The following is a 21,001-nucleotide window of genomic DNA, read 5'->3' on the forward strand; positions in this document are numbered from 1 at the left end:
CTATGAGTTAACTATGGGACATCGTCGGCTGCGCTTCGCCAAATAAGCCACTCAGAAAGCGCTCAAGCGCAATACGAGAGCTGAATCCGTGTGGAATACCATAATGCTGCTGCGCATCACCGGCTAAATAGAGCGGGAACTGCTCGTAATGATCGCAGGTCTTGATATCCGAAGCGGGGTCCGCCAGCGTATTGCTGCGCTCTTTCAGCGCCGGATGAATAATTAAAGCGGTACGCCCCATGCGCGCTTCGCGGTTCACATAAACATAATTATCGCCACGGCGATAGCCGTACGCTTTTTGCGTCACAACATCCATGGTGAAGCCGGCTTTTTCAAGAACACGCGCCACCTCATCGGGTCTTAAATACATACTCATTCCTCGTTATCTTTTACCGCACATTTACCTTACCTTATTCTTGATTGGCAGGGCTTTCGGAAAATTCCAGAAACCACGATTTAAAGCATAATTCAAAATCTTGTCCTACACTTAATGGCTCTACCCTAAATAATTCTGGTTGCAATACGACAGCAGCGTAGGCACAACCTTAAGTATGGCGGGTATCGATGATATTAAGGGAGAAATCAATGGCCAACCGTGTGAATCGCAACAATGTAGATGAAAGCGCTGAGGATATTCATAACGATGTCAGCCAATTAGCGGATACGCTGGAAGAAGTGCTGAAATCGTGGGGCAGCGATGCAAAAGACGAAGCGGACGCTGCGCGCAAAAAGGCGCAGGCATTGCTGAAAGAGACCCGCGCGCGCATTAACGGTAACAACCGCGTTCAGCAGGCCGCCCGTGACGCCGCCGGCTGCGCCGATACCTACGTGCGTGACAAACCCTGGCAGAGCGTCGGCGCCGCCGCCGCCGTTGGGCTATTTATTGGCGTATTGCTGAATTTACGTCGATAATATAAACGTAAGACGAAGATAACAAATACGCGTCAACCCCTGTATGCCGTCGGTATGCAGGGGTTTTTTATTTCGCACCGCCGCGTACGGCCTGCCCGAGCTGCCGCACGAGGTCAGCGGCCATCTCCGGGGAGGTCAGATTGGTAAAACTCACCAGCAGTCCTCCCTCACCGCGGCTCTGCATCCGCCAGTCGCTCAGCGCCTGAACGTCCAGCCCCGCCTCTCTTGCCCGCCGCGCCAGCAGCCGGTCGTCGCCGCGCGTCGCAATCACCAGCTGAATGCCGCCCAGCTGCGGAACCACCGCAAAGCCGGCGGCCGCCAGCGCCGACTCCAGCCACTGACGGCGCAGGGCGTAGCTGGCGCGCATTTTTTTCAGATGGCGCCAGAAATGACCTTCCTGAATAAAATCGGCCAGCGTCTGCTGCCACAGCGTCGGAACGCTGCAGCTCATCAGCTCCGCCTGACGACGAAATGCGTCAACCTGCGGTGGGGGAACCACCAGCCACGCGGCACGCAGCGCGGGAAAGAGTGATTTGCTGAACGTTCCGCAGTAAATCACGCGCTGCGGGGCATCGAGGCTTTTCAGCGGCGGCAGCGGCTTGCCCCGATAGCGAAATTCGCTATCGTAATCATCTTCGATAATCCAGCCGTCGTTTTGCGCCGCCCAGGCCAGCAGCTGCCGGCGCCGCTCAAGCGAGAGCGCAACGCCGGTCGGGCTTTGGTGAGCGGGCGTCAGCAGCGCGAAGTGCGCCTTTGGAAAGCAGCGCAGCGCGTGATCCACGTCCATACCTTCATCATCGACCGGGACCGGATTAATGACCACATTTTGCCCCGTAACCACCGGACGGATCAGCGGAAAGCCGGGATCCTCCATCCACATGGCCTGCCCGGGCCGGGCCAGGGTGCGCAGGATCAGCGTCATCGATGCGGCATAGCTGCCGGTCACCAGCACCTGCTCCGACTGGCACTCAATGCTGCGCGAGAGGCGGAGATAATCGACAATCGCCCGGCGAAGGATCGGTTCACCGCAGGGCTCTCCCGGCGCCAGATCGAAGCGGGTTTGCGTGCGCAGGCGCCGGCCCATCACCCGCGCCCACAGGCCGCGCGGGAAAAGATCCAGCGCCGGCAGGCCCATTTTAAACGGCAGGGGCGCGGTCGGCTCGCTGCCGGCCGCCAGGCGCGTCGGCGCCGCCTGCTGCGGGCTGAGGCGCTCGCTGACGAAGGTTCCCGCCTGGCCGCGCCGCTCAAGCCATCCCTGAGCCACCAGCTCACCCCAGGCGTTTTCCACCGTCGCCCGCGAGACGCCGAGCTCCTGAGCGTAGACCCGGCTGGCGGGCAGGCGGCTGCCCGGCGGCAGCTCGCCGCGCTCAATGGCGGATTTCAGCTGCCGGGCGATACGCTGATAGTGCGGCGCTTTTTTGGCTTCCATTATGGTCTGCTTTTTTCATTAAAATATGGCTATCTTTTGCAGTCCATTATAGTGCTATTTTGGCTGCCGTCTTAGAGACTATCTCACCCGACGTCGCCGTTGACGTCCACCCGGGCCCGCCGCGAGGTCCCGGGCAGCCTAAGGGATAGCTCTTCATGTGGAGAGAAAAATGAACACACTGCGTCAGCCCTATAACGAACTGAGCCCGGAAGTCTATAACGCGCTGGTACAGGCGAAAGTTGCGCTGGAAAAAAGCGAGCTCGACGGCACGCTGCTGGAGCTGGTTTACCTGCGCGTTTCGCAGATAAACGGCTGCGCCTTCTGCCTCGAGATGCACAGTAAAGCGCTGAGAAAATCCGGCGTCGCCCAGGGCCGCCTCGACGCGCTGGCCGGCTGGCGGGTAAGCGCCCACTTTGATGCCGCGGAGCGCGCGGCGCTGGCGTGGGCCGAATCGGTAACCTACATCGCCAGCAGCCATGCGGAAGATGAGGTTTATCTGCCGCTGCTGGATCATTTTAACCCGCGTCAGATAAGCGATTTAACCTTCGCCATCAGCCTGATGAACGCCTTTAACCGCCTTGCCGTCAGCATGCGCCTGTAGTTTTACGCCCGGCCGCCCCCGCCCTCACGGGATCGCTCCCTGGGGGTTTTTCTTATTTTAAAACGCTATATATTGCGTGGTTGAACTTTTTTACAACTACATCTAGTATTTCCTGAACAGTTAACCGATACCAACCGCTGCGCTTTTTGGCGCCGTTCTGTTATCTTAAATGGAAATACGAATCATGCGCATTACTATTTACACTAAAAATGACTGCGTTCAGTGCCATGCGACAAAGCGCGCCATGGAGAGCCGCGGGTTTGCCTTCGAGATGGTCAACATCGAGCAGCATCCCGACGCCGCAGAGATGCTGCGCGAGCAGGGATTTCGCCAGTTGCCGGTGGTGATTGCCGGCGAGACCCGCTGGTCCGGCTTCCGTCCGGATATGATCAATCGCCTGCGTCCCGTCGCGGCGGCCAGCGCATGAGCCTCATCGTCTACTTCTCCAGCAGCTCCGAAAATACGCACCGGTTCGTCCAGCGTCTGGGGCTGCCCGCGGTGCGCATTCCGCTTAACGAGCGGGAGCGGATCCAGGTAGACGAGCCCTATATTCTCATCGTCCCCAGCTACGGCGGCGGCGGAACCGCAGGCGCCGTGCCGCGCCAGGCGATCCGCTTTTTAAACGATCCCCACAATCGTCAGTTAATTCGTGGCGTCATCGCCGCAGGCAACCGCAACTTCGGTGACGCCTACGGCCGGGCCGGCGACGTTGTCGCGCAGAAATGCAGCGTGCCGTACCTCTATCGCTTTGAGCTGATGGGCACCCCACAAGATGTCGACAACGTGCGTAAAGGAGTAAGCGAATTTTGGCAACAACAACCGCAGAACGTCTAACCGCAGAGGCGCCGGATTTCCACGCCCTCAACGCCATGCTGAATCTGTACGACAGCAGCGGGCGGATCCCGTTTGACAAGGACCGCCAGGCGGTGGACGCCTTTATGGCAACCCACGTCGAGGCTAACACCGTCTCTTTCGCCAGCCAGAACGATAAGCTGGAGTGGCTGGTGGCCGAAGGCTACTACGACGCCAGCGTGCTTGCCCGCTACGACCAACGTTTCGTCCTCGCGCTGTTTGAGCAGGCCCACGGCTACCGTTTCCGTTTCCAGACCTTTCTCGGCGCCTGGAAGTTCTACACCAGCTATACGCTGAAAACCTTCGACGGCAAGCGCTACCTTGAGCACTTCGCCGACCGCACCTGCATGGTGGCGCTAAGCCTGGCGCAGGGCGACGAAACCCTCGCCCGCCAGCTGACCGATGAGATCCTCAGCGGGCGCTTCCAGCCGGCAACCCCGACCTTCCTGAACGCCGGCAAGCAGCAGCGCGGGGAGCTGGTCTCCTGCTTCCTGCTGCGCATCGAAGACAACATGGAGTCGATTGGCCGGGCGGTGAACTCGGCGCTGCAGCTCTCCAAACGCGGCGGCGGCGTGGCCTTCCTGCTGTCGAACCTGCGCGAGGCCGGCGCGCCGATTAAGCGCATCGAGAACCAGTCCTCGGGGGTGATCCCGGTGATGAAAATGCTGGAAGATGCCTTCTCCTACGCCAACCAGCTCGGCGCGCGCCAGGGGGCCGGGGCGGTCTATCTGCACGCGCATCATCCGGATATCCTGCGCTTCCTCGACACCAAGCGCGAAAACGCCGATGAGAAAATCCGCATTAAAACCCTGTCGCTCGGCGTCGTTATCCCGGACGTCACCTTCCAGCTGGCGAAAGACGACGCGCAGATGGCGCTGTTCTCGCCCTACGACGTCGAGCGGCTGTACGGTAAAGCGTTTGGCGATATCGCCGTCAGCGAGATGTACCCGCAGCTGGTCGCCGACGAGCGGGTCAGCAAGCGCTGGATCCGCGCCCGCGATCTGTTCCAGCGGCTGGCAGAGATTCAGTTTGAGTCCGGCTACCCGTACATCATGTTTGAAGACACCGTCAACCGCGCCAACCCGATTGCCGGACGGGTCAACATGAGCAACCTGTGCTCGGAAATTTTGCAGGTCAACACCCCCTCGACCTTTGACGAAAACCTCGATTACGCCAGCGTCGGCCAGGATATCTCCTGCAATCTCGGCTCGTTAAATATCGCCCATACCATGGATTCACCCGACTTTGCGCGCACGGTTGAAGTCGCCATTCGCGGCCTGACGGCGGTGTCCGACATGAGCGACATTCGCTCGGTGCCTTCGGTGGCGGCCGGCAACGCGGCCTCTCACGCCATCGGGCTGGGGCAGATGAACCTGCACGGCTATCTGGCGCGGGAGGGCATCGCCTACGGCAGCCCGGAGGGGCTGGACTTCACCAACCTCTATTTTTACACCGTGACCTGGCATGCGCTGCACACCTCGATGCTGATGGCGCGCGAGCGCGGTCAGCGTTTCGCCGGCTTCTCGCAATCGCGCTACGCCAGCGGGGAGTATTTCCAGCAGTATCTGCAGGGCGACTGGCAGCCGAAGACGGCGAAGGTCCGCGAGCTGTTCGCCCGCGCCGGCATCGCCCTGCCCGACCGCCACATGTGGCAGCAGCTGCGCGAGGACGTGATGCGTTACGGGATCTATAACCGCAACCTGCAGGCGGTGCCGCCCACCGGCTCGATCTCCTATATCAACCACGCGACCTCGAGCATCCATCCGATCGTCTCGAAGATAGAGATCCGCAAAGAGGGCAAGACAGGGCGGGTTTACTATCCGGCGCCGTTTATGACCAACGACAACCTGGCCCTGTACCAGGACGCGTATGAGATTGGCCCGCAAAAAATTATCGACACCTACGCCGAGGCCACGCGACATGTCGATCAGGGGCTCTCTTTAACGCTCTTTTTCCCCGATACCGCCACCACCCGCGATATCAACCGGGCGCAGATTTACGCGTGGAAAAAAGGCATTAAGACGCTCTACTACATCCGCCTGCGCCAGCTGGCGCTGGAAGGTACCGAAATTGAGGGCTGCGTGTCCTGCGCGCTGTAAGGAGAACCCGATGACCCATCTATCGCGCATTAGCGCCATTAACTGGAATAAGATTCAGGACGACAAGGACCTCGAGGTGTGGAACCGCCTGACCAGCAACTTCTGGCTGCCGGAGAAGGTGCCGCTGTCCAACGATATCCCCGCGTGGCAGGCCCTCAGCCCGATGGAGCAGCAGCTGACCATCCGCGTTTTCACCGGCCTGACGCTGCTCGATACCATTCAGAATACCGCCGGCGCGCCGGCGCTGATGAACGACGCCCTCACCCCGCACGAGGAGGCGGTGATGTCGAATATCAGCTTTATGGAGGCGGTGCACGCCCGCTCCTACAGCTCGATTTTCTCCACCCTGTGCCAGACTAAAGACGTCGATGCCGCCTACGCCTGGAGCGAAGAGAATGCCCCGCTTCAGCGCAAAGCCGAGCTGATGCTGGAGTATTACCGGGCGGACGAGCCGCTGAAGAAGAAAATCGCCAGCGTCTTCCTCGAATCCTTCCTCTTCTATTCCGGATTCTGGCTGCCGATGTACTTCTCCAGCCGCGGCAAGCTGACCAACACCGCCGATCTGATTCGCCTGATCATCCGCGACGAGGCGGTGCACGGGTATTACATCGGCTACAAATATCAAAAAGGGCTGGAAAAAGTCAGCGCCGAAAAGCGCGAGGAGCTGAAGAATTTCGCCCTCGACCTGCTGATGGATCTGTACGATAACGAGCTGGCCTACACCCAGCAGCTGTACGCCGAAAGCGGCTGGGCTGAGGAGGTCACGGCCTTCCTGTGCTACAACGCCAACAAGGCGCTGATGAACCTCGGCTATGAGGCGCTGTTCCCGGCGGAAATGGCCGCGGTCAATCCGGCGATCCTCGCCGCGCTCTCGCCAAACGCCGATGAAAACCACGACTTTTTCTCCGGCTCAGGATCGTCCTACGTGATGGGTAAAACCGAAGAAACCGCCGACGCCGACTGGGACTTTTAACCTTACTTTCACCAGGAATATATTCACTCGATTCCTGGTGATCTATTTCACATTATTTCTATTCATCACACCATTATCCGTTCTGCTATTCTCGCGAAATCTTCCTGTCATATTCAGCCCAACCCCCGCAAATCTGCCAATAATTACCCAGAGAATATTAAAAATATTACCGGTGCGAAATCAACGCTCAGCCCTTATATCACGGGGAGTGCGCCGGCATTGGCCCCGTGCCATATCGGCCATTCGTGGACATTGAGGGTTGTCACAGAATCTGAGTATGTTAGGGTGTAAAAAGGTAATTATCTCCACCAGGTACCATATCGACATAATACAAATAACGGGAAACTCTCTATTGCATGGCAATTAAATTAGAAATTAAGAATCTCTATAAGATATTTGGCGAGCATCCGCAGCGAGCGTTCAAATATATTGAAAAAGGATTTACCAAAGAACAACTGCTGGAAAAAACGGGGCTTTCACTTGGCGTCAAAGATGCCAGTCTGACCATTGAAGAAGGCGAGATATTCGTCATCATGGGGCTTTCCGGATCGGGAAAATCCACCATGGTTCGCCTTCTCAATCGCCTGATTGAACCCACCCGCGGACAGGTGCTGATTGACGGCGTGGATATCGCCAAAATCTCAGAATCCGAGCTGCGCGAGGTGCGCAGAAAAAAGATCGCAATGGTTTTTCAATCATTTGCGCTCATGCCGCACATGACCGTGCTGGACAATGCCGCCTTTGGCATGGAGCTGGCGGGTCTTTCCACCCAGCAGCGCCAGGAGAAAGCGCTGGAGGCGCTGCGCCAGGTCGGTCTGGAAAACTACGCTCACGCTTATCCGGATGAACTCTCCGGCGGGATGCGTCAACGCGTCGGGCTCGCCCGCGCGCTGGCGATTAACCCCGATATCCTGTTAATGGATGAAGCCTTCTCGGCCCTCGATCCCTTAATTCGCACCGAAATGCAGGATGAGCTGACCAAATTACAGGCCAAACATCAGCGTACCGTGGTCTTTATTTCCCACGATCTTGATGAAGCCATGCGCATCGGCGACCGGATTGCCATCATGCAAAATGGCGAGGTTATTCAGGTCGGGACTCCCGATGAAATCCTCAATAATCCGGCTAATGATTATGTGAAAACCTTCTTCCGCGGCGTCGATATTAGTCAGGTATTCAGCGCCAAAGATATTGCCCGCCGCAGCCCGGTTGGCTTAATTCGTAAAACGCCGGGCTTTGGCCCCCGTTCGGCGCTGAAATTACTCCAGGATGAAGACCGCGAATATGGCTATGTGATTGAGCGCGGTAATAAGTTTGTCGGCATTGTCTCCATTGATTCGCTGAAATCCGCGCTGAGCGAAGGTCAGGGAATTGACGCGGCGTTACTCGACTCCCCGCTGGCGGTGGATGCGCAAACGTCGCTTAGCGACCTGCTCTCCCACGTAGGCCAGGCACCGTGCGCGGTGCCGGTTGTGGATGAAGGGCAACAGTATATCGGCATCATTTCTAAACGAATGCTGCTGCAGGCTTTAGATCGCGAGGGGGCAAACAATGGCTGATCAATCTAACCCGTGGGATACCGCACCGGCGGCGGATAGCGCCGCACAATCTGCCGATGCCTGGGGCACTCCGGCCGCCGCACCTGCCGACGGCGGCGGTGCAGACTGGCTGACCAGCGCCCCGGCGCCGCAGCCGGAACATTTCAACATTATGGACCCGTTCCATAAAACGCTGATCCCGCTGGACAGCTGGGTGACGCACGGTATCGACTGGATAGTGATGCACTTCCGTCCGCTGTTCCAGGGGATCCGCGTGCCGGTTGACTATATACTCAGCGCCTTCCAGCAGCTGCTGTTAGGGATGCCCGCGCCGGTGGCGATTGTGATATTCGCCCTGATCGCCTGGCAGATCTCCAGCGTCGGCATGGGCGTCGCCACGCTGATTTCGCTGGTGGCCATCGGCGCTATCGGCGCCTGGTCGCAGGCGATGGTCACCCTGGCGCTGGTGCTGACCGCCCTGCTGTTCTGTATGCTGATCGGCCTGCCGCTTGGGATCTGGCTGGCGCGGAGCCCGCGCGCGGCCAAAATTATTCGTCCGCTGCTCGATGCCATGCAGACCACGCCGGCGTTCGTCTACCTGGTGCCCATCGTTATGCTGTTCGGGATCGGTAACGTTCCAGGCGTGGTGGTGACCATTATCTTTGCCCTGCCGCCCATCGTGCGTCTGACTATTCTGGGGATTAACCAGGTGCCGGCGGATCTGATTGAAGCCTCGCGCTCCTTCGGCGCCAGCCCGCGCCAGCTGCTGTTTAAAGTTCAGCTGCCGCTGGCGATGCCGACCATTATGGCCGGGGTCAACCAGACGCTGATGCTGGCGCTGTCGATGGTGGTAATCGCCTCGATGATCGCCGTCGGCGGCCTCGGCCAGATGGTACTGCGCGGGATCGGCCGCCTTGATATGGGCCTCGCAAGCGTGGGCGGCGTCGGGATTGTTATCCTCGCCATCATTCTTGACCGCCTGACCCAGGCCGTTGGGCGCGACTCGCGCAGCCGCGGCAGCCGCCGCTGGTACACCACCGGCCCGCTGGGGCTAATCACCCGTCCCTTCAGTAAATAATCATCTCATTGCCCGGCGGCATTGCGCCTGCCGGGCCAGCAGTCATCCTTTCTTATTTATGAGGAACAACGATGCGACATACAGCAATTCTTGCCACAGCGTTCACCGCTCTCCTTTCTACCGGCGCCGTTGCCGCCGACCTGCCGGGTAAAGGCATCACCGTCAAACCGATTCAGAGCACCATCACCGAAGAGACTTTCCAGACCCTGCTGGTCAGCCGCGCGCTGGAGAAGCTGGGCTACACCGTCGATAAGCCGAGTGAAGTTGACTATAACGTCGGCTACACCTCGCTCGCCTCCGGCGACGCCACCTTTACCGCCGTTAACTGGCAGCCGCTGCATGACGATATGTACGCCGCGGCAGGCGGTGACAAGAGCTTCTACCGCGAAGGCGTTTTTGTGAACGGCGCGGCGCAGGGCTACCTGATTGATAAGAAAACCGCCGAGCAGTATCACATTAAATCCATCGATCAGCTGAAAGACCCGAAAATCGCCAAACTGTTTGATACCAACGGCGATGGCAAGGCCGATCTCACCGGCTGTACGCCGGGCTGGGGCTGTGAAGCGGTGATTAACCATCAGATTGATGCCTATGGCCTGAGCAACACCGTGGTGCACAACCAGGGTAACTATGCCGCGATGATGGCTGATACCATTGCCCGCTATAAAGAAGGCAAGCCGGTGATTTATTACACCTGGACGCCGTACTGGGTCAGCGACGTGCTGAAGCCGGGTAAAGATGTGGTCTGGCTGCAGGTGCCGTTCTCCTCCCTGCCGGGCGTGCAGAAGAACATCGATACCAAACTGGCTAACGGCGCCAACTACGGCTTCCCGGTGAGCACCATGCACATTGTGGCGAACAAAGCCTGGGCCGAGAAAAACCCGGCGGCGGCGAAGCTGTTCAGCATCATGAAGCTGCCGATTGCCGACATTAACGCCGAGAACGCGATGATGCACGAAGGTCACGCTTCAGAAGCGGATATCCAGGGCCACGTTGACGGCTGGATCAAAGCCCACCAGCAGCAGTTTGACGGCTGGCTGAAAGAGGCGCTGGCGGCGCAGAAATAATCTTCCCTCGTCAGATTGCCATGCAGCTCCGGCGCGCATCACGCCGCCGGAGGTTCCCGGGCAGTGCCTTCTGCGCCCTGCCCGGGTACCGCCTCCTGTGTTGTTGTTCCAGCAAATCTTCTTCGCTCCCGCCGCCTCCCTATCTCCCGTCCCCCATGTGCGCTAACCTACGAACCGGCAAAGAGATTTCTCTTCTGGCTATAGGTTTAACGTATCAATTTTAGTCAATAATTCATTTGATTTATTTGTCACAATAGTTATTATATCGGCTGTAATTAATGAGGTCATACCCAAATGGATAGTTCGTTTACTCCCATTGAGCAAATGCTCAAATTCCGCGCCAGCCGTCACGAAGATTTCCCTTTCCAGGAGATTCTGTTAACTCGCCTCTGCATGCACATGCAAGGTAAGCTACTGGAAAATCGCAATAAAATGCTGAAAGCGCAGGGAATTAACGAGACATTATTTATGGCGCTGATAACCCTGGAATCTCAGGAAAACCACAGCATTCAGCCCTCCGAGCTGAGCTGCGCCCTGGGGTCATCACGCACCAACGCCACGCGTATTGCCGACGAGCTGGAAAAACGCGGCTGGATTGAACGCCGTGAAAGCGATAACGATCGCCGCTGTCTGCATCTGCAGCTTACCGACAAAGGCCATCAGTTTTTGCGCGAGGTTCTGCCTCCGCAGCACAACTGCCTGCATCAGCTCTGGTCTTCTTTAAGCACCAGCGAAAAAGATCAGCTCGAGCACATCACCCGTAAACTGCTTGGTCGTCTTGACCAGATGGAAGAAGACGGCGTGCTTGCGGAGTCACTGCGCTAGGCGCGGAACCGCTCGAAATCTTTCTGAATTGACAAGGAAAAACAGACCAGGCCAGCAGATCTTCTGCTGGCCTTTCTGATAAACAGGTCGGCCCAGCCGATGTAAAATAATAAGATCGTGGAGAATAACATGAGCGCAAATGCGGAGAGCCAAATCCCGCAGCAACCGGGCAGCAAGAAAGGGAAGCGCAAGGGCGCCCTTCTGCTGCTGACATTGCTCTTTATTATTGTTGCCGTGGCATATGGGATTTATTGGTTTTTGGTACTGCGTCATTACGAAGAGACCGATGACGCCTATGTGGCAGGGAATCAGGTGCAGATTATGGCCCAGGTGTCCGGCAGCGTGACGAAAGTGTGGGCCGACAACACCGATTTTGTGCAGCAAGGCGATACGCTGGTCACCCTCGATCAGACCGATGCCCAGCAGGCGTTTGAGAAAGCGCAAACCCAGCTGGCCGCCAGCGTGCGGCAAACCCGCCAGTCGATGATCAACAGCAAGCAGCTGCAGGCCAACATCGACGTCAAAAAAACCGCGCTCTCGCAGGCGCAAACCGACCTCAACCGCCGTATCCCTCTGGGCGCCGCTAACCTGATCGGCCGCGAGGAGCTCCAGCACGCTCGCGATACCGTCGCCAGCGCCCAGGCCGAGCTCGACGTGGCGGTGCAGCAGTTTAACGCTAACCAGGCCATCGTTCTGGGGACGCCTCTCGAGCAGCAGCCTGCCGTTCTGCAGGCGGCCACCGACGTCCGTAACGCCTGGCTGGCCCTGCAGCGTACGCAGATCGTCAGCCCGATTAGCGGCTACGTTTCCCGCCGTTCGGTGCAGCCCGGCGCGCAGATAAGCCAGACCACTCCGCTGATGGCGGTCGTGCCGGCAACCAATCTGTGGGTCGACGCCAACTTTAAAGAGACCCAGCTGGCGCATATGCGCATCGGCCAGCCGGCTACCGTCATCAGCGATATCTACGGCGACGAGGTGAAATACACCGGTAAGGTCGTGGGGCTGGATATGGGGACCGGCAGCGCCTTCTCCCTGCTGCCGGCGCAGAACGCCACCGGGAACTGGATTAAAGTCGTCCAGCGTCTGCCGGTACGTATCGAGCTCGATGAGAAGCAGCTGGCGGCGCACCCGCTGCGTATTGGCCTCTCTACGCTGGTTGAGGTGGATACCACCAACCGCGGCGGTGAGATGCTGGCGAACGAGACGCGCAAGTCTCCGGTGTATGAAAGCAATGCCCGTGAAATCGCGCTCGACCCGGTAAACAAACTGATCAACGGCATCATCCAGGCTAACGCCGGATAATTCGGGGTGAGCGTAATGCAACAGCAAAAACCGCTGGAGGGCGCGCAGCTGGTCATCATGACCATCGCGCTGTCGCTTGCGACCTTCATGCAGGTGCTGGACTCCACTATCGCCAACGTGGCTATCCCAACCATCGCCGGTAACCTTGGCTCATCCCTGAGCCAGGGCACCTGGGTGATTACCTCGTTTGGGGTGGCCAACGCCATCTCCATTCCGATAACCGGTTGGCTGGCAAAACGCGTGGGGGAAGTGAAGCTGTTCCTGTGGTCGACGGTGGCGTTTGCCATCGCCTCCTGGGCCTGCGGCATGTCCAACAGCCTGACGATGCTGATTTTCTTCCGCGTGATTCAGGGGATCGTCGCCGGCCCGCTGATCCCGCTATCGCAGAGCCTGCTGCTCAGCAACTACCCGCCGGCAAAACGCTCCATCGCCCTGGCGCTGTGGTCGATGACGGTTATCGTGGCGCCCATCTGCGGGCCGATCCTCGGCGGCTATATCAGCGACAACTACCACTGGGGCTGGATATTCTTTATCAACGTTCCGATCGGTATTGCCGTGGTGGTCATGACGCTGCAAACCCTGCGCAGTCGGGAAACCCGCACCGAGCAGCGGCGCATTGACGGCGTCGGGCTGGCGCTGCTGGTGATTGGTATCGGCAGCCTGCAGGTGATGCTCGATCGTGGCAAGGAGCTGGACTGGTTCGCCTCCACGGAGATTGTCGTCCTGACGGTGGTGGCGGTGGTGGCCATCAGCTTCCTTATCGTCTGGGAGCTTACCGACGACAACCCGATAGTCGACCTTTCGCTATTTAAGTCGCGAAACTTCACCATCGGCTGTCTGTGCATCAGCCTCGCCTATATGCTCTACTTCGGCGCTATCGTTCTGCTGCCGCAGCTGCTGCAGGAGGTCTACGGCTACACCGCGACCTGGGCGGGTCTGGCGTCGGCGCCGGTGGGAGTGATCCCGGTTATCCTCTCGCCGATTATCGGCCGCTTTGCCCATAAGCTCGATATGCGTCGGCTGGTGACCTTCAGCTTTATTATGTATGCGGTGTGCTTCTACTGGCGCGCATGGACCTTCGAACCGGGGATGGACTTCGGCGCCTCGGCCTGGCCGCAGTTTATCCAGGGCTTCGCGGTGGCCTGCTTCTTTATGCCGCTGACCACCATCACCCTTTCCGGCCTGTCGCCGGACAGGCTGGCGGCGGCTTCGAGCCTGTCGAACTTTACCCGTACGCTGGCGGGCTCTATCGGTACCTCGATAACCACCACCATGTGGACCAACCGCGAGGCGCTGCACCATGCGCAGCTCACCGAATCGGTCACGCCCTACAACCCTAACGCTCAGCAGATGTATGACCAGCTGCAGGGCCTGGGGATGACCCAACAGCAGGCGTCCGGCTGGATAGCCCAGCAGATAACCAACCAGGGGCTGATTATTTCCGCCAACGAAATATTCTGGGTCTCGGCGGGTATCTTTATCCTTCTGCTAAGCCTGGTGTGGTTTGCCAAGCCTCCGTTCAGCGCGGGCGGTGGCGGTGGCGGGGCTCACTAGCGTTAATACTAAGGGATCTGCGGATCCCTTTTTTATTGGCGGAGAAATACGCCCGCCTGTCCACTTTGCGCTAGTTTCTGTCCACTTCGCTAAAGCGCCCCGCTCCCCTTGTCGTGCAGGATAAAGCTCCAACCCAAGGAGCTCATCATGCTGAAAAGTCCTCACCAAAAGTATCGCCCCTCGCCGGTCATATCCCTGCCCGACCGCCGCTGGCCGGACCGGCAGATCGCCCACGCGCCGCGCTGGCTCTCTACCGACCTGCGCGACGGCAACCAGGCGCTGGCGGAGCCGATGGACGGCGCGCGCAAGCTGCAGTTCTGGAACCTGCTGCTGGAGTGTGGATTCAAAGAGATTGAAGTCGCGTTTCCGTCCGCATCGCAGACCGATTTCAACTTCGTTCGCCAGCTGATTGAGGAGCAGCGTATCCCCGAGGACGTCACCATTCAGGTGCTGACCCAGGCGCGGGAGGATTTAATCCTGCGCACCTTCGAAGCGCTGCGCGACGCCCACAGCGCCACCGTACACCTGTATAACGCCACCGCGCCGCTTTTCCGCCGGCTGGTCTTCGGCATGGAAAAAGCGCAGGTGGTTGAGCTGGCGACCCGCGCCACCCGGCTGATCCGCGAGCAGTGCGAACGGCAGCCGCAAACGCGCTGGCAGTACGAGTACTCGCCGGAAACCTTCTGCTTTACCGAACCGGAGTTTGCGCTGGAGATCTGCGAAGCGGTGGCGGAAATCTGGCAGCCCTGCGCCGAACGCCCGATGATCATCAACCTGCCCGCTACCGTGGAGGTCAATACCCCCAACGTCTATGCCGATCAAATCGAGTATTTTTGCCGTCACTTCTCACGACGCGCCGACGTCTGCATCAGCGTCCACCCGCATAATGACCGCGGGACCGGCGTTGCCAGCGCCGAGCTGGCGGTGATGGCCGGCGCCGATCGCGTTGAAGGCTGCCTGTTTGGTAACGGCGAACGCACCGGGAACGTCTGTCTGGTCACCCTCGCCATGAATCTCTACAGCCAGGGCGTCGACCCTCAGCTCACCTTCCCGGAGATGAAGCGGGTCGTTGAGATCGTCGAGAACTGCAACCAGCTGCCGGTTCACCCGCGTCATCCGTGGGCCGGAAGCCTCGCCTACACCGCCTTTTCCGGCTCGCATCAGGATGCGATTAAGAAAGGCTTCGACGCGCGTCGGCCCGGCGAAGTTTGGCAGATGCCCTACCTGCCCGTCGACCCGCAGGATATCGGCTGCAGCTATGAGGCGGTTATCCGCGTCAACAGCCAGTCGGGTAAGAGCGGCAGCGCGTGGCTGATTGAGCAGAATCACGGCTTAAAGCTGCCGCGCATGCTGCAGCAGGATTTCAGCCTGCACGTGCAGCGCGAAACCGATAGCCACGGCAAAGAGATGACGCAAAACGCCCTGTGGCAGCTGTTCCGCGAGCGCTACGGCCTGGTGGCGGTACCGCCGCTGACGCTGCTGGATTATAAAAGCGACAGCCAGCAGGACGGCCAGCTCTCGCTGCAGGCGACGCTCAGGGCCTACGGTGAGACCCGCAGGCTGCAGGGGCACGGCAACGGGCTGCTCTCTGCCGCGGCAAACGGGCTGAGCGCGCTGCTTAAGCAACAGTTTGTGATTAAGGATTATCACGAGCATACCCTCGGCGAGCGCAGCGACAGCCGTTCGGTGGCCTATATCCGCTGCGTCTTGCCGAATGGCGACAGCCGCTGGGGGGTCGGGATTGATAACGATGTCGCCCGCGCCTCGCTGCAGGCGCTGTGCAATGCGCTCAGCGGCGGCCATCACTCCGGCGAGCGGAAGTAATCGCTGGGAGCCATCCCCATCACCCGGCGGAACATGGCGCTGAAGGCGCTGTGGCTGCCGTAGCCAAGGTCCAGCGCCACCCGCAGGACCGACTGTCCCTGCGCCAGGCGCACTAGCGCTTCCATCAGCTTCGCCCGGCGCACCCATTCGCTCCAGGTCAGCGTGGTTTGCTGCTGGAAGTGGCGGCTGAGCGTCCGCTCGCTCATATTGCTCTCTTTTGCCGCCTGGAGGCTGCTCCAGGCGTCGCCCGGCGTTTCGCGAACCTTTTGGCACAGCCGGCGCAGCGCCTCGCTTTGCGGTTCGATTAGGCCAAACGGCAGTACGGTCATGCCGCGGATCTCATCAAGAATTAATTCATAGACGCGCTCGTCGCGGCTGCCGGGATCGTAGCGTTCCGCCAGCGTCAGCGAGGTGACGATCAGTTCGCGCAGCAGCGGGGAGATCTGCACGATCTGGCACGATGACGGCAGATCGGCGCGAGCAAGAGGATCGATAAACAGCGTGCGCGCCGCGACTTTGCCGGTGATTCGCAGCGCGTGGGGCGTCCCCGCCGGCAGCCACACCCCGCGCCCCGGCGGGACCACCCAGTAGCCCACCGGCGTCTCTACCCGCACCACGCCGCTCAGGATATGCAGCAGCTGGACGCAGTCGTGCTGATGCCACGGCTCGCTATCGCCATGGGCGTAATCATGGGCAAAGGGCACCAGGGAACGATGCTGAAAGGAGAAGCGGGAGGTCGTCGTCATCGCGGTGTGAGGATATCGGCCCGACGCAAGCGCCGGGCCGTGGCAGAAGCACTAGATGTGCAGTTCTTGCAGCGTTTCTTTCGGCAGCGCCAGCTCGTCATTGCTGTTGATGCGCACGTCGCGCTCAAGGATATGACGCGCGATGTCCTGAGCTTCTTCCAGCGAGTGCATGGTGTAGGTGCCGCACTGGTAAACGTTGAGCTCGGGGATCTGGTTCTGCTCTTTGACCTTCAGCACGTCGGCCATTGCCGCTTTCCAGGCATCCGCTACGCGCTGCTCGTCCGGCGTACCGATCAGGCTCATATAGAAGCCCGTGCGGCAGCCCATCGGAGAGATGTCGATAATTTCCACACCCTTACCGTTGAGGTGGTCGCGCATAAAGCCGGCGAACAGGTGCTCAAGCGTGTGAATGCCTCTTTCCGGCATCACTTCCTGATTCGGTATGCAAAAACGCAGATCGAAAACGGTAATTTCGTCGCCGTGCGGCGTGTTCATTTTCTTCGCGACGCGCACCGCAGGGGCTTCCATTCGGGTATGGTCGACTGTGAAACTATCTAACAACGGCATTCTTCACCTCCGATAGTGATTTTTTTTAAAATAAAATGAACTCTTTTTACACCCGCTAGTCTGAGTATGTGAAAGACGCGCATTTATTATCATCATCATCCCTGAATCAGAGATGAAAGTTTGGCCACATTGATGTGGCCTTTTTCTTTTGTACCGCTTTTAGCTACGCGTGTCTCGCTAACAGAGCGGCAAACGGTTCGCTATCTTCCGCTTCTATCTTCTGCTGACGCACGGCTGACGCTTCACGCTCGGTAATGAAATCCTCTTCGCGTAAAATCTCCAGCGGCTCTTCGCGCAGCATCGTACGATATCGATCGGCCAGCTCCCTACCGGTGCCGCCAATCCCTTCTTCAAGCATAGAACGCAGAATGCGCGCTGAGAAAGTTAATTCCGGATTGTCGAAGCTGGCAACCAGCTCGTCGCACACCTGCTGATAGGCGTCGCCGCCGTGAATGCCGTCCAGAATCTGCGCAACGCGGCGCAAATCGCGGAACAGGTCTTTCCCCACCTTAGCCAGCGGGAACTGCGCGCTTTCGCAGCCAATTCCCAGCGTCAGGCCAGGCTTACGCCCTTCAAGGATCACCCGGTTCCAGTTTGTGCGCGTACACAGCAGCTCGTCGCTGCTCATCTCCGGCGCATCGGCCAGCACGCACCAGACCATAAACAGATCGAGGAAGCGCACCTGCTGCTCGTCAACGCCAATCGGCGAGAACGGGTTGATATCCAGTGAACGCACTTCGATATATTCGATACCGCCGCGCAGCAGCGCGTCAGACGGCGTCTCGCCGCTGCGGGTCACGCGTTTCGGCCGAATGGGCGCATAGAGTTCGTTTTCAATCTGCAGGATGTTGCTGTTAATTTGCAGGTGCTTACCGTCTTTCTCGAGGCCAATTTCCGCATACTCTTGCGACGGCGTTTTAATCGCCCGCTTCAATCCTGCCACATACTCCTGCAGATCGTTAAACGTAATTCCGAGATTGCTTTGCGACTTATTGGTATAGCCGAGGTCGCTCAGGCGCAGGGAGGTCGCGTACGGCAGGTAGTACATGCCGTTTTCCGCTTCCTCAAACGGCAGGGTGGTCGGTTTCCCCTGCAGGAAAGAGGAGCAGATTGCCGGAGACGCCCCGAACAGATACGGGATCACCCAGCCAAAGCGATAATAGTTGCGGATCGAGCGGAAATAGCCCGCCGAAATCGCCTCTTTCCCGCTTTCTTCATCCTCAACGCCGCACTTCGCCTGCCAGAACGCCATCGGCAGGGAGAAGTTGTAGTGCACGCCGGAGATGGTTTGCATCAGGGCGCCGTAGCGGTTTTTCAGCCCTTCGCGGTACAGCGTTTTCAGACGGCCAATATTCGAGGTGCCGTACTGCGCCAGCTCGATATCCTGGCCCGGGGCAATATAGCAAGGCATGCTCAGCGGCCACATCCGCTCATCGCCGAGATGGCGGGCGGTATAGCGATGAACATCGCGCATAAAAGTGAGCATGTGCTGAATATCGCCATCAACCGGCGTAATAAACTCCAGCAAAGCTTCGGCAAAATCGGTGGTAATCCATTTGTGGGTCAGCGCCGAACCCAATGCCTGAGGATGGCCGGTAGTGGCCAGCGAGCCGTCGGCGTTAACGCGCAGCGTTTCGCGCTCAAGGCCGCGATGAATGCCCTTTAGCGCCTGCGGATTTTTTTCCAGCCAGGCCAGCGCCTGTGATACGTCCGGGATCAATTTGACCTCCCGCCTGTCGAAATCATTTGAATAAGCATAATTGTAATGGTGACCATCCAGGTTATTCCAGCAAAGGTTATTGTTACCGCCTGCCGGGAGTGCCTCAGCTCCACAATTAGTGCCACCATGTCATGCCCTGAAGCGTGACCAGCGCAATGACGATATAGCGTAGCGCTTTACCAAGGCATAAAAAAAAGAGCACTGGTCCCCAGGAAATGCGCATCCATCCCGCCAGTAAACACAGCAAATCGCCGATCACCGGCGTCCAGCTTAATAATAATGTGACCGCGCCGTAGCGCTTTAGCCAGCCGGATGCCCTCTCCTGCCAGCGCGACGTTTTGCGCAGCGGAAACAGGCGCCCCAGAATAACGTTAGTTACCCCTCCAAGGCTATTGCCGATTGTTGCTATTAATACCAGCGCCCACGGTTGACTCGCTCCCGTTAGTAGCATAGCAACCAGCACAACTTCCGAGTTACCGGGAAGCAGCGTGGCGCTGAGAAAGCTACTGGCAAACAGCGATATCAGCGATAGCGCGTCGCTCACAGCAGCCGAACGTCGACAGCATCCATCCCCGCGCGCCGTGCGGCCTGCAGACCAAAGTCCGCGTCTTCAAACACCACGCATTTTTCCGGCGCAACGCCCATGCGCTCGGCGCACAGCAGGAAGGTATCAGGAGCAGGCTTGTGGTTGGTGACGTGATCGGCGGCAATCACCGCGGAGAAGTAGTGACGCAGGCCGAGATGGGCCAGCAGAGCCTCCGCAACGGCGCTTTCGCTGCCGGTGCCAACCGACATCGGGCGGCGGCCGTGCCACTCTTTGACCACCTCAATCAGCGGTAAGGGACGCACGCTATCCAACAGCATCGCCTTGACGGCGTTGGTTTTTTCCAAAGCCAGGCGATGGGGATCGACATCCGCCTTGTTCAGCTCGATAATGACCTGGGCAATACGCCAGGTCGGAGAACCGTTGAGCGCGACCATCGCCTGCTCGTCGAAACGCATTCCGTAACGACCCAGAACCTCGTGCCAGGCCTTACGATGCGTCGGCTCGGTATCAAGGATTGTGCCATCCATATCAAAGATAAGTCCTGCGTAACGTTCGTACATCGTGTTCTCACAAACCGGTTAAGGAACGATTACTTTATCGCAAAAGGCGCATATTGTCGCGGGCGGAGGCGGGGGCAGAAGCAGCAAAGGCGCCACAGGGCGCCTTTATCATAGCGGTGCACCGGCTTATTTGATTTTCAAATCATTCTCAACCAAACGAACGCCCTGCACTCTGCGGGTCACCTCCACGGCGCGATTCGCATCGGTCTGCGACGAAACAAAGCCGCTCAGCTGAACGCGTCCTTTGAAGGTCTGCACGCTAATTTCAGAGGATTTAATCTCTTTTTCGTTAAACAGCGCGGTTTTGACTTTGGTGGTCACGACGGTGTCGTCGATATAGCCCCCGGTACTTTCCTTAGTGGACGATCCGGCACAGCCAGCCAGAGATACGGCTACCAGAAGCGTCGCGCAAAAGGCAGGTATTGCTTTGAACCATTTCATGGATTTCTCTCCTTGCACTCATCTCACCCGAATCAGGTCGATATACAGGGGTAAATTATAGTGGAAAGAGCAACTTGCCAATATAAAAAGTACAGAAGAGCGTGCGGAAATGGCAAAACAACGGTGCCTGACGGGGAAATTTGTCGACAAGGTTTGCGAACGCGGGCTATTTCACAGACCGTGAAATTACTGTATCGCTGTTATTTTGGGAGAAGATGGTGCTGGCGATGATTTCGCAGACCATGAAGCAATCGTGTTGGGGTTACTTTGGAGAAGATGGTGCATCCGGGAGGATTCGAACCTCCGACCGCTCGGTTCGTAGCCGAGTACTCTATCCAGCTGAGCTACGGATGCATCAGGGGGAAC

Annotated in this window: 21 protein-coding genes and 1 tRNA gene; 13 read left to right on the forward strand and 9 right to left on the reverse strand. The window is 58.5% G+C overall.

Features of this window, described 5'->3' with window-relative positions; genetic code table 11:
• Window positions 1-7: 7 nt before the first annotated feature.
• Window positions 8-370: a DUF2002 family protein gene (locus M2416_RS25880; RefSeq protein WP_041146845.1), complete on the reverse strand. Its 363-nt coding sequence runs from the start codon at window positions 368-370 to the stop codon at window positions 8-10.
• A 215-nt stretch (window positions 371-585) separates the two neighbouring features.
• Between M2416_RS25880 and M2416_RS25885 the strand changes: the two genes are divergently transcribed.
• A complete protein-coding gene (locus M2416_RS25885; protein ID WP_041146846.1) occupies window positions 586-912 on the forward strand; it encodes a DUF883 family protein in 327 nt (108 codons plus the stop codon).
• 67 nt (window positions 913-979) lie between these two features.
• On the opposite strand, the gene pdxR is transcribed toward M2416_RS25885, so the two are convergent.
• Entirely contained in the window at window positions 980-2,341 is a 1,362-nt protein-coding gene (pdxR, locus tag M2416_RS25890) for a MocR-like pyridoxine biosynthesis transcription factor PdxR (RefSeq protein ID WP_259227516.1), read from the reverse strand.
• Window positions 2,342-2,510: 169 nt separating this feature from the next.
• Here pdxR and M2416_RS25895 point away from each other — a divergent pair, with 169 nt between their 5' ends.
• The 12 genes from M2416_RS25895 (at window position 2,511) to leuA (ending at window position 16,054) form a co-directional block, all read left to right on the forward strand.
• A complete protein-coding gene (locus M2416_RS25895; protein ID WP_259227517.1) occupies window positions 2,511-2,942 on the forward strand; it encodes a carboxymuconolactone decarboxylase family protein in 432 nt (143 codons plus the stop codon).
• A gap of 184 nt (window positions 2,943-3,126) precedes the next feature.
• The gene (nrdH, locus tag M2416_RS25900) at window positions 3,127-3,369 is read left to right on the forward strand and encodes a glutaredoxin-like protein NrdH (protein ID WP_041146848.1); all 243 of its coding nucleotides are present in this window, start codon (window positions 3,127-3,129) and stop codon (window positions 3,367-3,369) included.
• Complete coding sequence (gene nrdI, locus M2416_RS25905) at window positions 3,366-3,776, forward strand: class Ib ribonucleoside-diphosphate reductase assembly flavoprotein NrdI (RefSeq protein WP_045857737.1); 411 nt, start codon at window positions 3,366-3,368, stop codon at window positions 3,774-3,776. Before nrdH ends, nrdI begins: the two co-directional genes overlap by 4 nt.
• Complete coding sequence (gene nrdE / locus M2416_RS25910) at window positions 3,749-5,893, forward strand: class 1b ribonucleoside-diphosphate reductase subunit alpha (protein WP_259227519.1); 2,145 nt, start codon at window positions 3,749-3,751, stop codon at window positions 5,891-5,893. Before nrdI ends, nrdE begins: the two co-directional genes overlap by 28 nt.
• Before the next feature lie 10 nt (window positions 5,894-5,903).
• Window positions 5,904-6,866 carry a class 1b ribonucleoside-diphosphate reductase subunit beta gene (gene nrdF, locus M2416_RS25915; protein ID WP_259227521.1) on the forward strand — a complete coding sequence of 321 codons (963 nt, stop codon included), beginning with the start codon at window positions 5,904-5,906 and terminating at the stop codon, window positions 6,864-6,866.
• A gap of 356 nt (window positions 6,867-7,222) precedes the next feature.
• Window positions 7,223-8,425 carry a glycine betaine/L-proline ABC transporter ATP-binding protein ProV gene (gene proV / locus M2416_RS25920; RefSeq protein ID WP_041146852.1) on the forward strand — a complete coding sequence of 401 codons (1,203 nt, stop codon included), beginning with the start codon at window positions 7,223-7,225 and terminating at the stop codon, window positions 8,423-8,425.
• On the forward strand, window positions 8,418-9,482 hold the full coding sequence (proW, locus tag M2416_RS25925; RefSeq protein WP_076946065.1) for a glycine betaine/L-proline ABC transporter permease ProW: 1,065 nt from the start codon (window positions 8,418-8,420) through the stop codon (window positions 9,480-9,482). The genes proV and proW overlap by 8 nt, the downstream gene beginning before the upstream one ends.
• Before the next feature lie 71 nt (window positions 9,483-9,553).
• Entirely contained in the window at window positions 9,554-10,549 is a 996-nt protein-coding gene (proX, locus tag M2416_RS25930) for a glycine betaine/L-proline ABC transporter substrate-binding protein ProX (RefSeq protein WP_259227522.1), read from the forward strand.
• Window positions 10,550-10,843: 294 nt separating this feature from the next.
• Window positions 10,844-11,374, forward strand: coding sequence for a transcriptional repressor MprA (mprA, locus tag M2416_RS25935; protein WP_041146855.1), 531 nt, complete (start codon window positions 10,844-10,846; stop codon window positions 11,372-11,374).
• A gap of 129 nt (window positions 11,375-11,503) precedes the next feature.
• Window positions 11,504-12,676, forward strand: a complete 1,173-nt coding sequence (emrA, locus tag M2416_RS25940) for a multidrug efflux MFS transporter periplasmic adaptor subunit EmrA (RefSeq protein WP_259227523.1) — start codon at window positions 11,504-11,506, stop codon at window positions 12,674-12,676.
• A 15-nt stretch (window positions 12,677-12,691) separates the two neighbouring features.
• The gene (gene emrB, locus M2416_RS25945; protein ID WP_041146857.1) at window positions 12,692-14,230 is read left to right on the forward strand and encodes a multidrug efflux MFS transporter permease subunit EmrB; all 1,539 of its coding nucleotides are present in this window, start codon (window positions 12,692-12,694) and stop codon (window positions 14,228-14,230) included.
• 147 nt (window positions 14,231-14,377) lie between these two features.
• Window positions 14,378-16,054 (forward strand): 2-isopropylmalate synthase, encoded by a 1,677-nt coding sequence (gene leuA / locus M2416_RS25950; RefSeq protein ID WP_259227524.1) that lies wholly within the window; start codon window positions 14,378-14,380, stop codon window positions 16,052-16,054.
• On the opposite strand, the gene M2416_RS25955 is transcribed toward leuA, so the two are convergent.
• The 7 genes from M2416_RS25955 to M2416_RS25985 all read right to left on the reverse strand — a co-directional run bounded on the left by M2416_RS25955 (window position 16,033) and on the right by M2416_RS25985 (window position 20,989).
• Window positions 16,033-16,800, reverse strand: a complete 768-nt coding sequence (locus M2416_RS25955) for an AraC family transcriptional regulator (RefSeq protein ID WP_041146859.1) — start codon at window positions 16,798-16,800, stop codon at window positions 16,033-16,035. The genes leuA and M2416_RS25955 overlap by 22 nt on opposite strands.
• A gap of 51 nt (window positions 16,801-16,851) precedes the next feature.
• Window positions 16,852-17,367: an S-ribosylhomocysteine lyase gene (gene luxS / locus M2416_RS25960; protein WP_071844968.1), complete on the reverse strand. Its 516-nt coding sequence runs from the start codon at window positions 17,365-17,367 to the stop codon at window positions 16,852-16,854.
• 163 nt (window positions 17,368-17,530) lie between these two features.
• On the reverse strand, window positions 17,531-19,087 hold the full coding sequence (gene gshA, locus M2416_RS25965; RefSeq protein WP_076946063.1) for a glutamate--cysteine ligase: 1,557 nt from the start codon (window positions 19,085-19,087) through the stop codon (window positions 17,531-17,533).
• A gap of 115 nt (window positions 19,088-19,202) precedes the next feature.
• Window positions 19,203-19,631, reverse strand: coding sequence for a YqaA family protein (locus M2416_RS25970; RefSeq protein ID WP_041146862.1), 429 nt, complete (start codon window positions 19,629-19,631; stop codon window positions 19,203-19,205).
• Window positions 19,628-20,194 carry a fructose-1-phosphate/6-phosphogluconate phosphatase gene (gene yqaB, locus M2416_RS25975; protein WP_076946062.1) on the reverse strand — a complete coding sequence of 189 codons (567 nt, stop codon included), beginning with the start codon at window positions 20,192-20,194 and terminating at the stop codon, window positions 19,628-19,630. Before yqaB ends, M2416_RS25970 begins: the two co-directional genes overlap by 4 nt.
• Before the next feature lie 126 nt (window positions 20,195-20,320).
• Complete coding sequence (locus tag M2416_RS25980) at window positions 20,321-20,635, reverse strand: BON domain-containing protein (RefSeq protein ID WP_041146864.1); 315 nt, start codon at window positions 20,633-20,635, stop codon at window positions 20,321-20,323.
• A gap of 277 nt (window positions 20,636-20,912) precedes the next feature.
• Window positions 20,913-20,989: transfer RNA gene (locus M2416_RS25985), tRNA-Arg, on the reverse strand.
• Between the last annotated feature and the right edge of the window lie 12 nt (window positions 20,990-21,001).

The sequence above is a fragment of the Klebsiella sp. BIGb0132 genome (assembly GCF_024810075.1).
In the GTDB taxonomy this organism is placed as follows: Bacteria; Pseudomonadota; Gammaproteobacteria; order Enterobacterales; family Enterobacteriaceae; genus Klebsiella; species Klebsiella terrigena.

What these genes read in the sequence shown, in the direction of transcription:
- M2416_RS25880 (WP_041146845.1), bottom strand. Translation starts at nt 370, where the DNA reads ATGTATTTAAGACCCGATGAGGTGGCGCGTGTTCTTGAAAAAGCCGGC.
- M2416_RS25885 (WP_041146846.1), top strand. Translation starts at nt 586, where the DNA reads ATGGCCAACCGTGTGAATCGCAACAATGTAGATGAAAGCGCTGAGGAT.
- pdxR (WP_259227516.1), bottom strand. Translation starts at nt 2,341, where the DNA reads ATGGAAGCCAAAAAAGCGCCGCACTATCAGCGTATCGCCCGGCAGCTG.
- M2416_RS25895 (WP_259227517.1), top strand. Translation starts at nt 2,511, where the DNA reads ATGAACACACTGCGTCAGCCCTATAACGAACTGAGCCCGGAAGTCTAT.
- nrdH (WP_041146848.1), top strand. Translation starts at nt 3,127, where the DNA reads ATGCGCATTACTATTTACACTAAAAATGACTGCGTTCAGTGCCATGCG.
- nrdI (WP_045857737.1), top strand. Translation starts at nt 3,366, where the DNA reads ATGAGCCTCATCGTCTACTTCTCCAGCAGCTCCGAAAATACGCACCGG.
- nrdF (WP_259227521.1), top strand. Translation starts at nt 5,904, where the DNA reads ATGACCCATCTATCGCGCATTAGCGCCATTAACTGGAATAAGATTCAG.
- proV (WP_041146852.1), top strand. Translation starts at nt 7,223, where the DNA reads ATGGCAATTAAATTAGAAATTAAGAATCTCTATAAGATATTTGGCGAG.
- proW (WP_076946065.1), top strand. Translation starts at nt 8,418, where the DNA reads ATGGCTGATCAATCTAACCCGTGGGATACCGCACCGGCGGCGGATAGC.
- proX (WP_259227522.1), top strand. Translation starts at nt 9,554, where the DNA reads ATGCGACATACAGCAATTCTTGCCACAGCGTTCACCGCTCTCCTTTCT.
- mprA (WP_041146855.1), top strand. Translation starts at nt 10,844, where the DNA reads ATGGATAGTTCGTTTACTCCCATTGAGCAAATGCTCAAATTCCGCGCC.
- emrA (WP_259227523.1), top strand. Translation starts at nt 11,504, where the DNA reads ATGAGCGCAAATGCGGAGAGCCAAATCCCGCAGCAACCGGGCAGCAAG.
- emrB (WP_041146857.1), top strand. Translation starts at nt 12,692, where the DNA reads ATGCAACAGCAAAAACCGCTGGAGGGCGCGCAGCTGGTCATCATGACC.
- leuA (WP_259227524.1), top strand. Translation starts at nt 14,378, where the DNA reads ATGCTGAAAAGTCCTCACCAAAAGTATCGCCCCTCGCCGGTCATATCC.
- M2416_RS25955 (WP_041146859.1), bottom strand. Translation starts at nt 16,800, where the DNA reads ATGACGACGACCTCCCGCTTCTCCTTTCAGCATCGTTCCCTGGTGCCC.
- luxS (WP_071844968.1), bottom strand. Translation starts at nt 17,367, where the DNA reads ATGCCGTTGTTAGATAGTTTCACAGTCGACCATACCCGAATGGAAGCC.
- yqaB (WP_076946062.1), bottom strand. Translation starts at nt 20,194, where the DNA reads ATGTACGAACGTTACGCAGGACTTATCTTTGATATGGATGGCACAATC.
- M2416_RS25980 (WP_041146864.1), bottom strand. Translation starts at nt 20,635, where the DNA reads ATGAAATGGTTCAAAGCAATACCTGCCTTTTGCGCGACGCTTCTGGTA.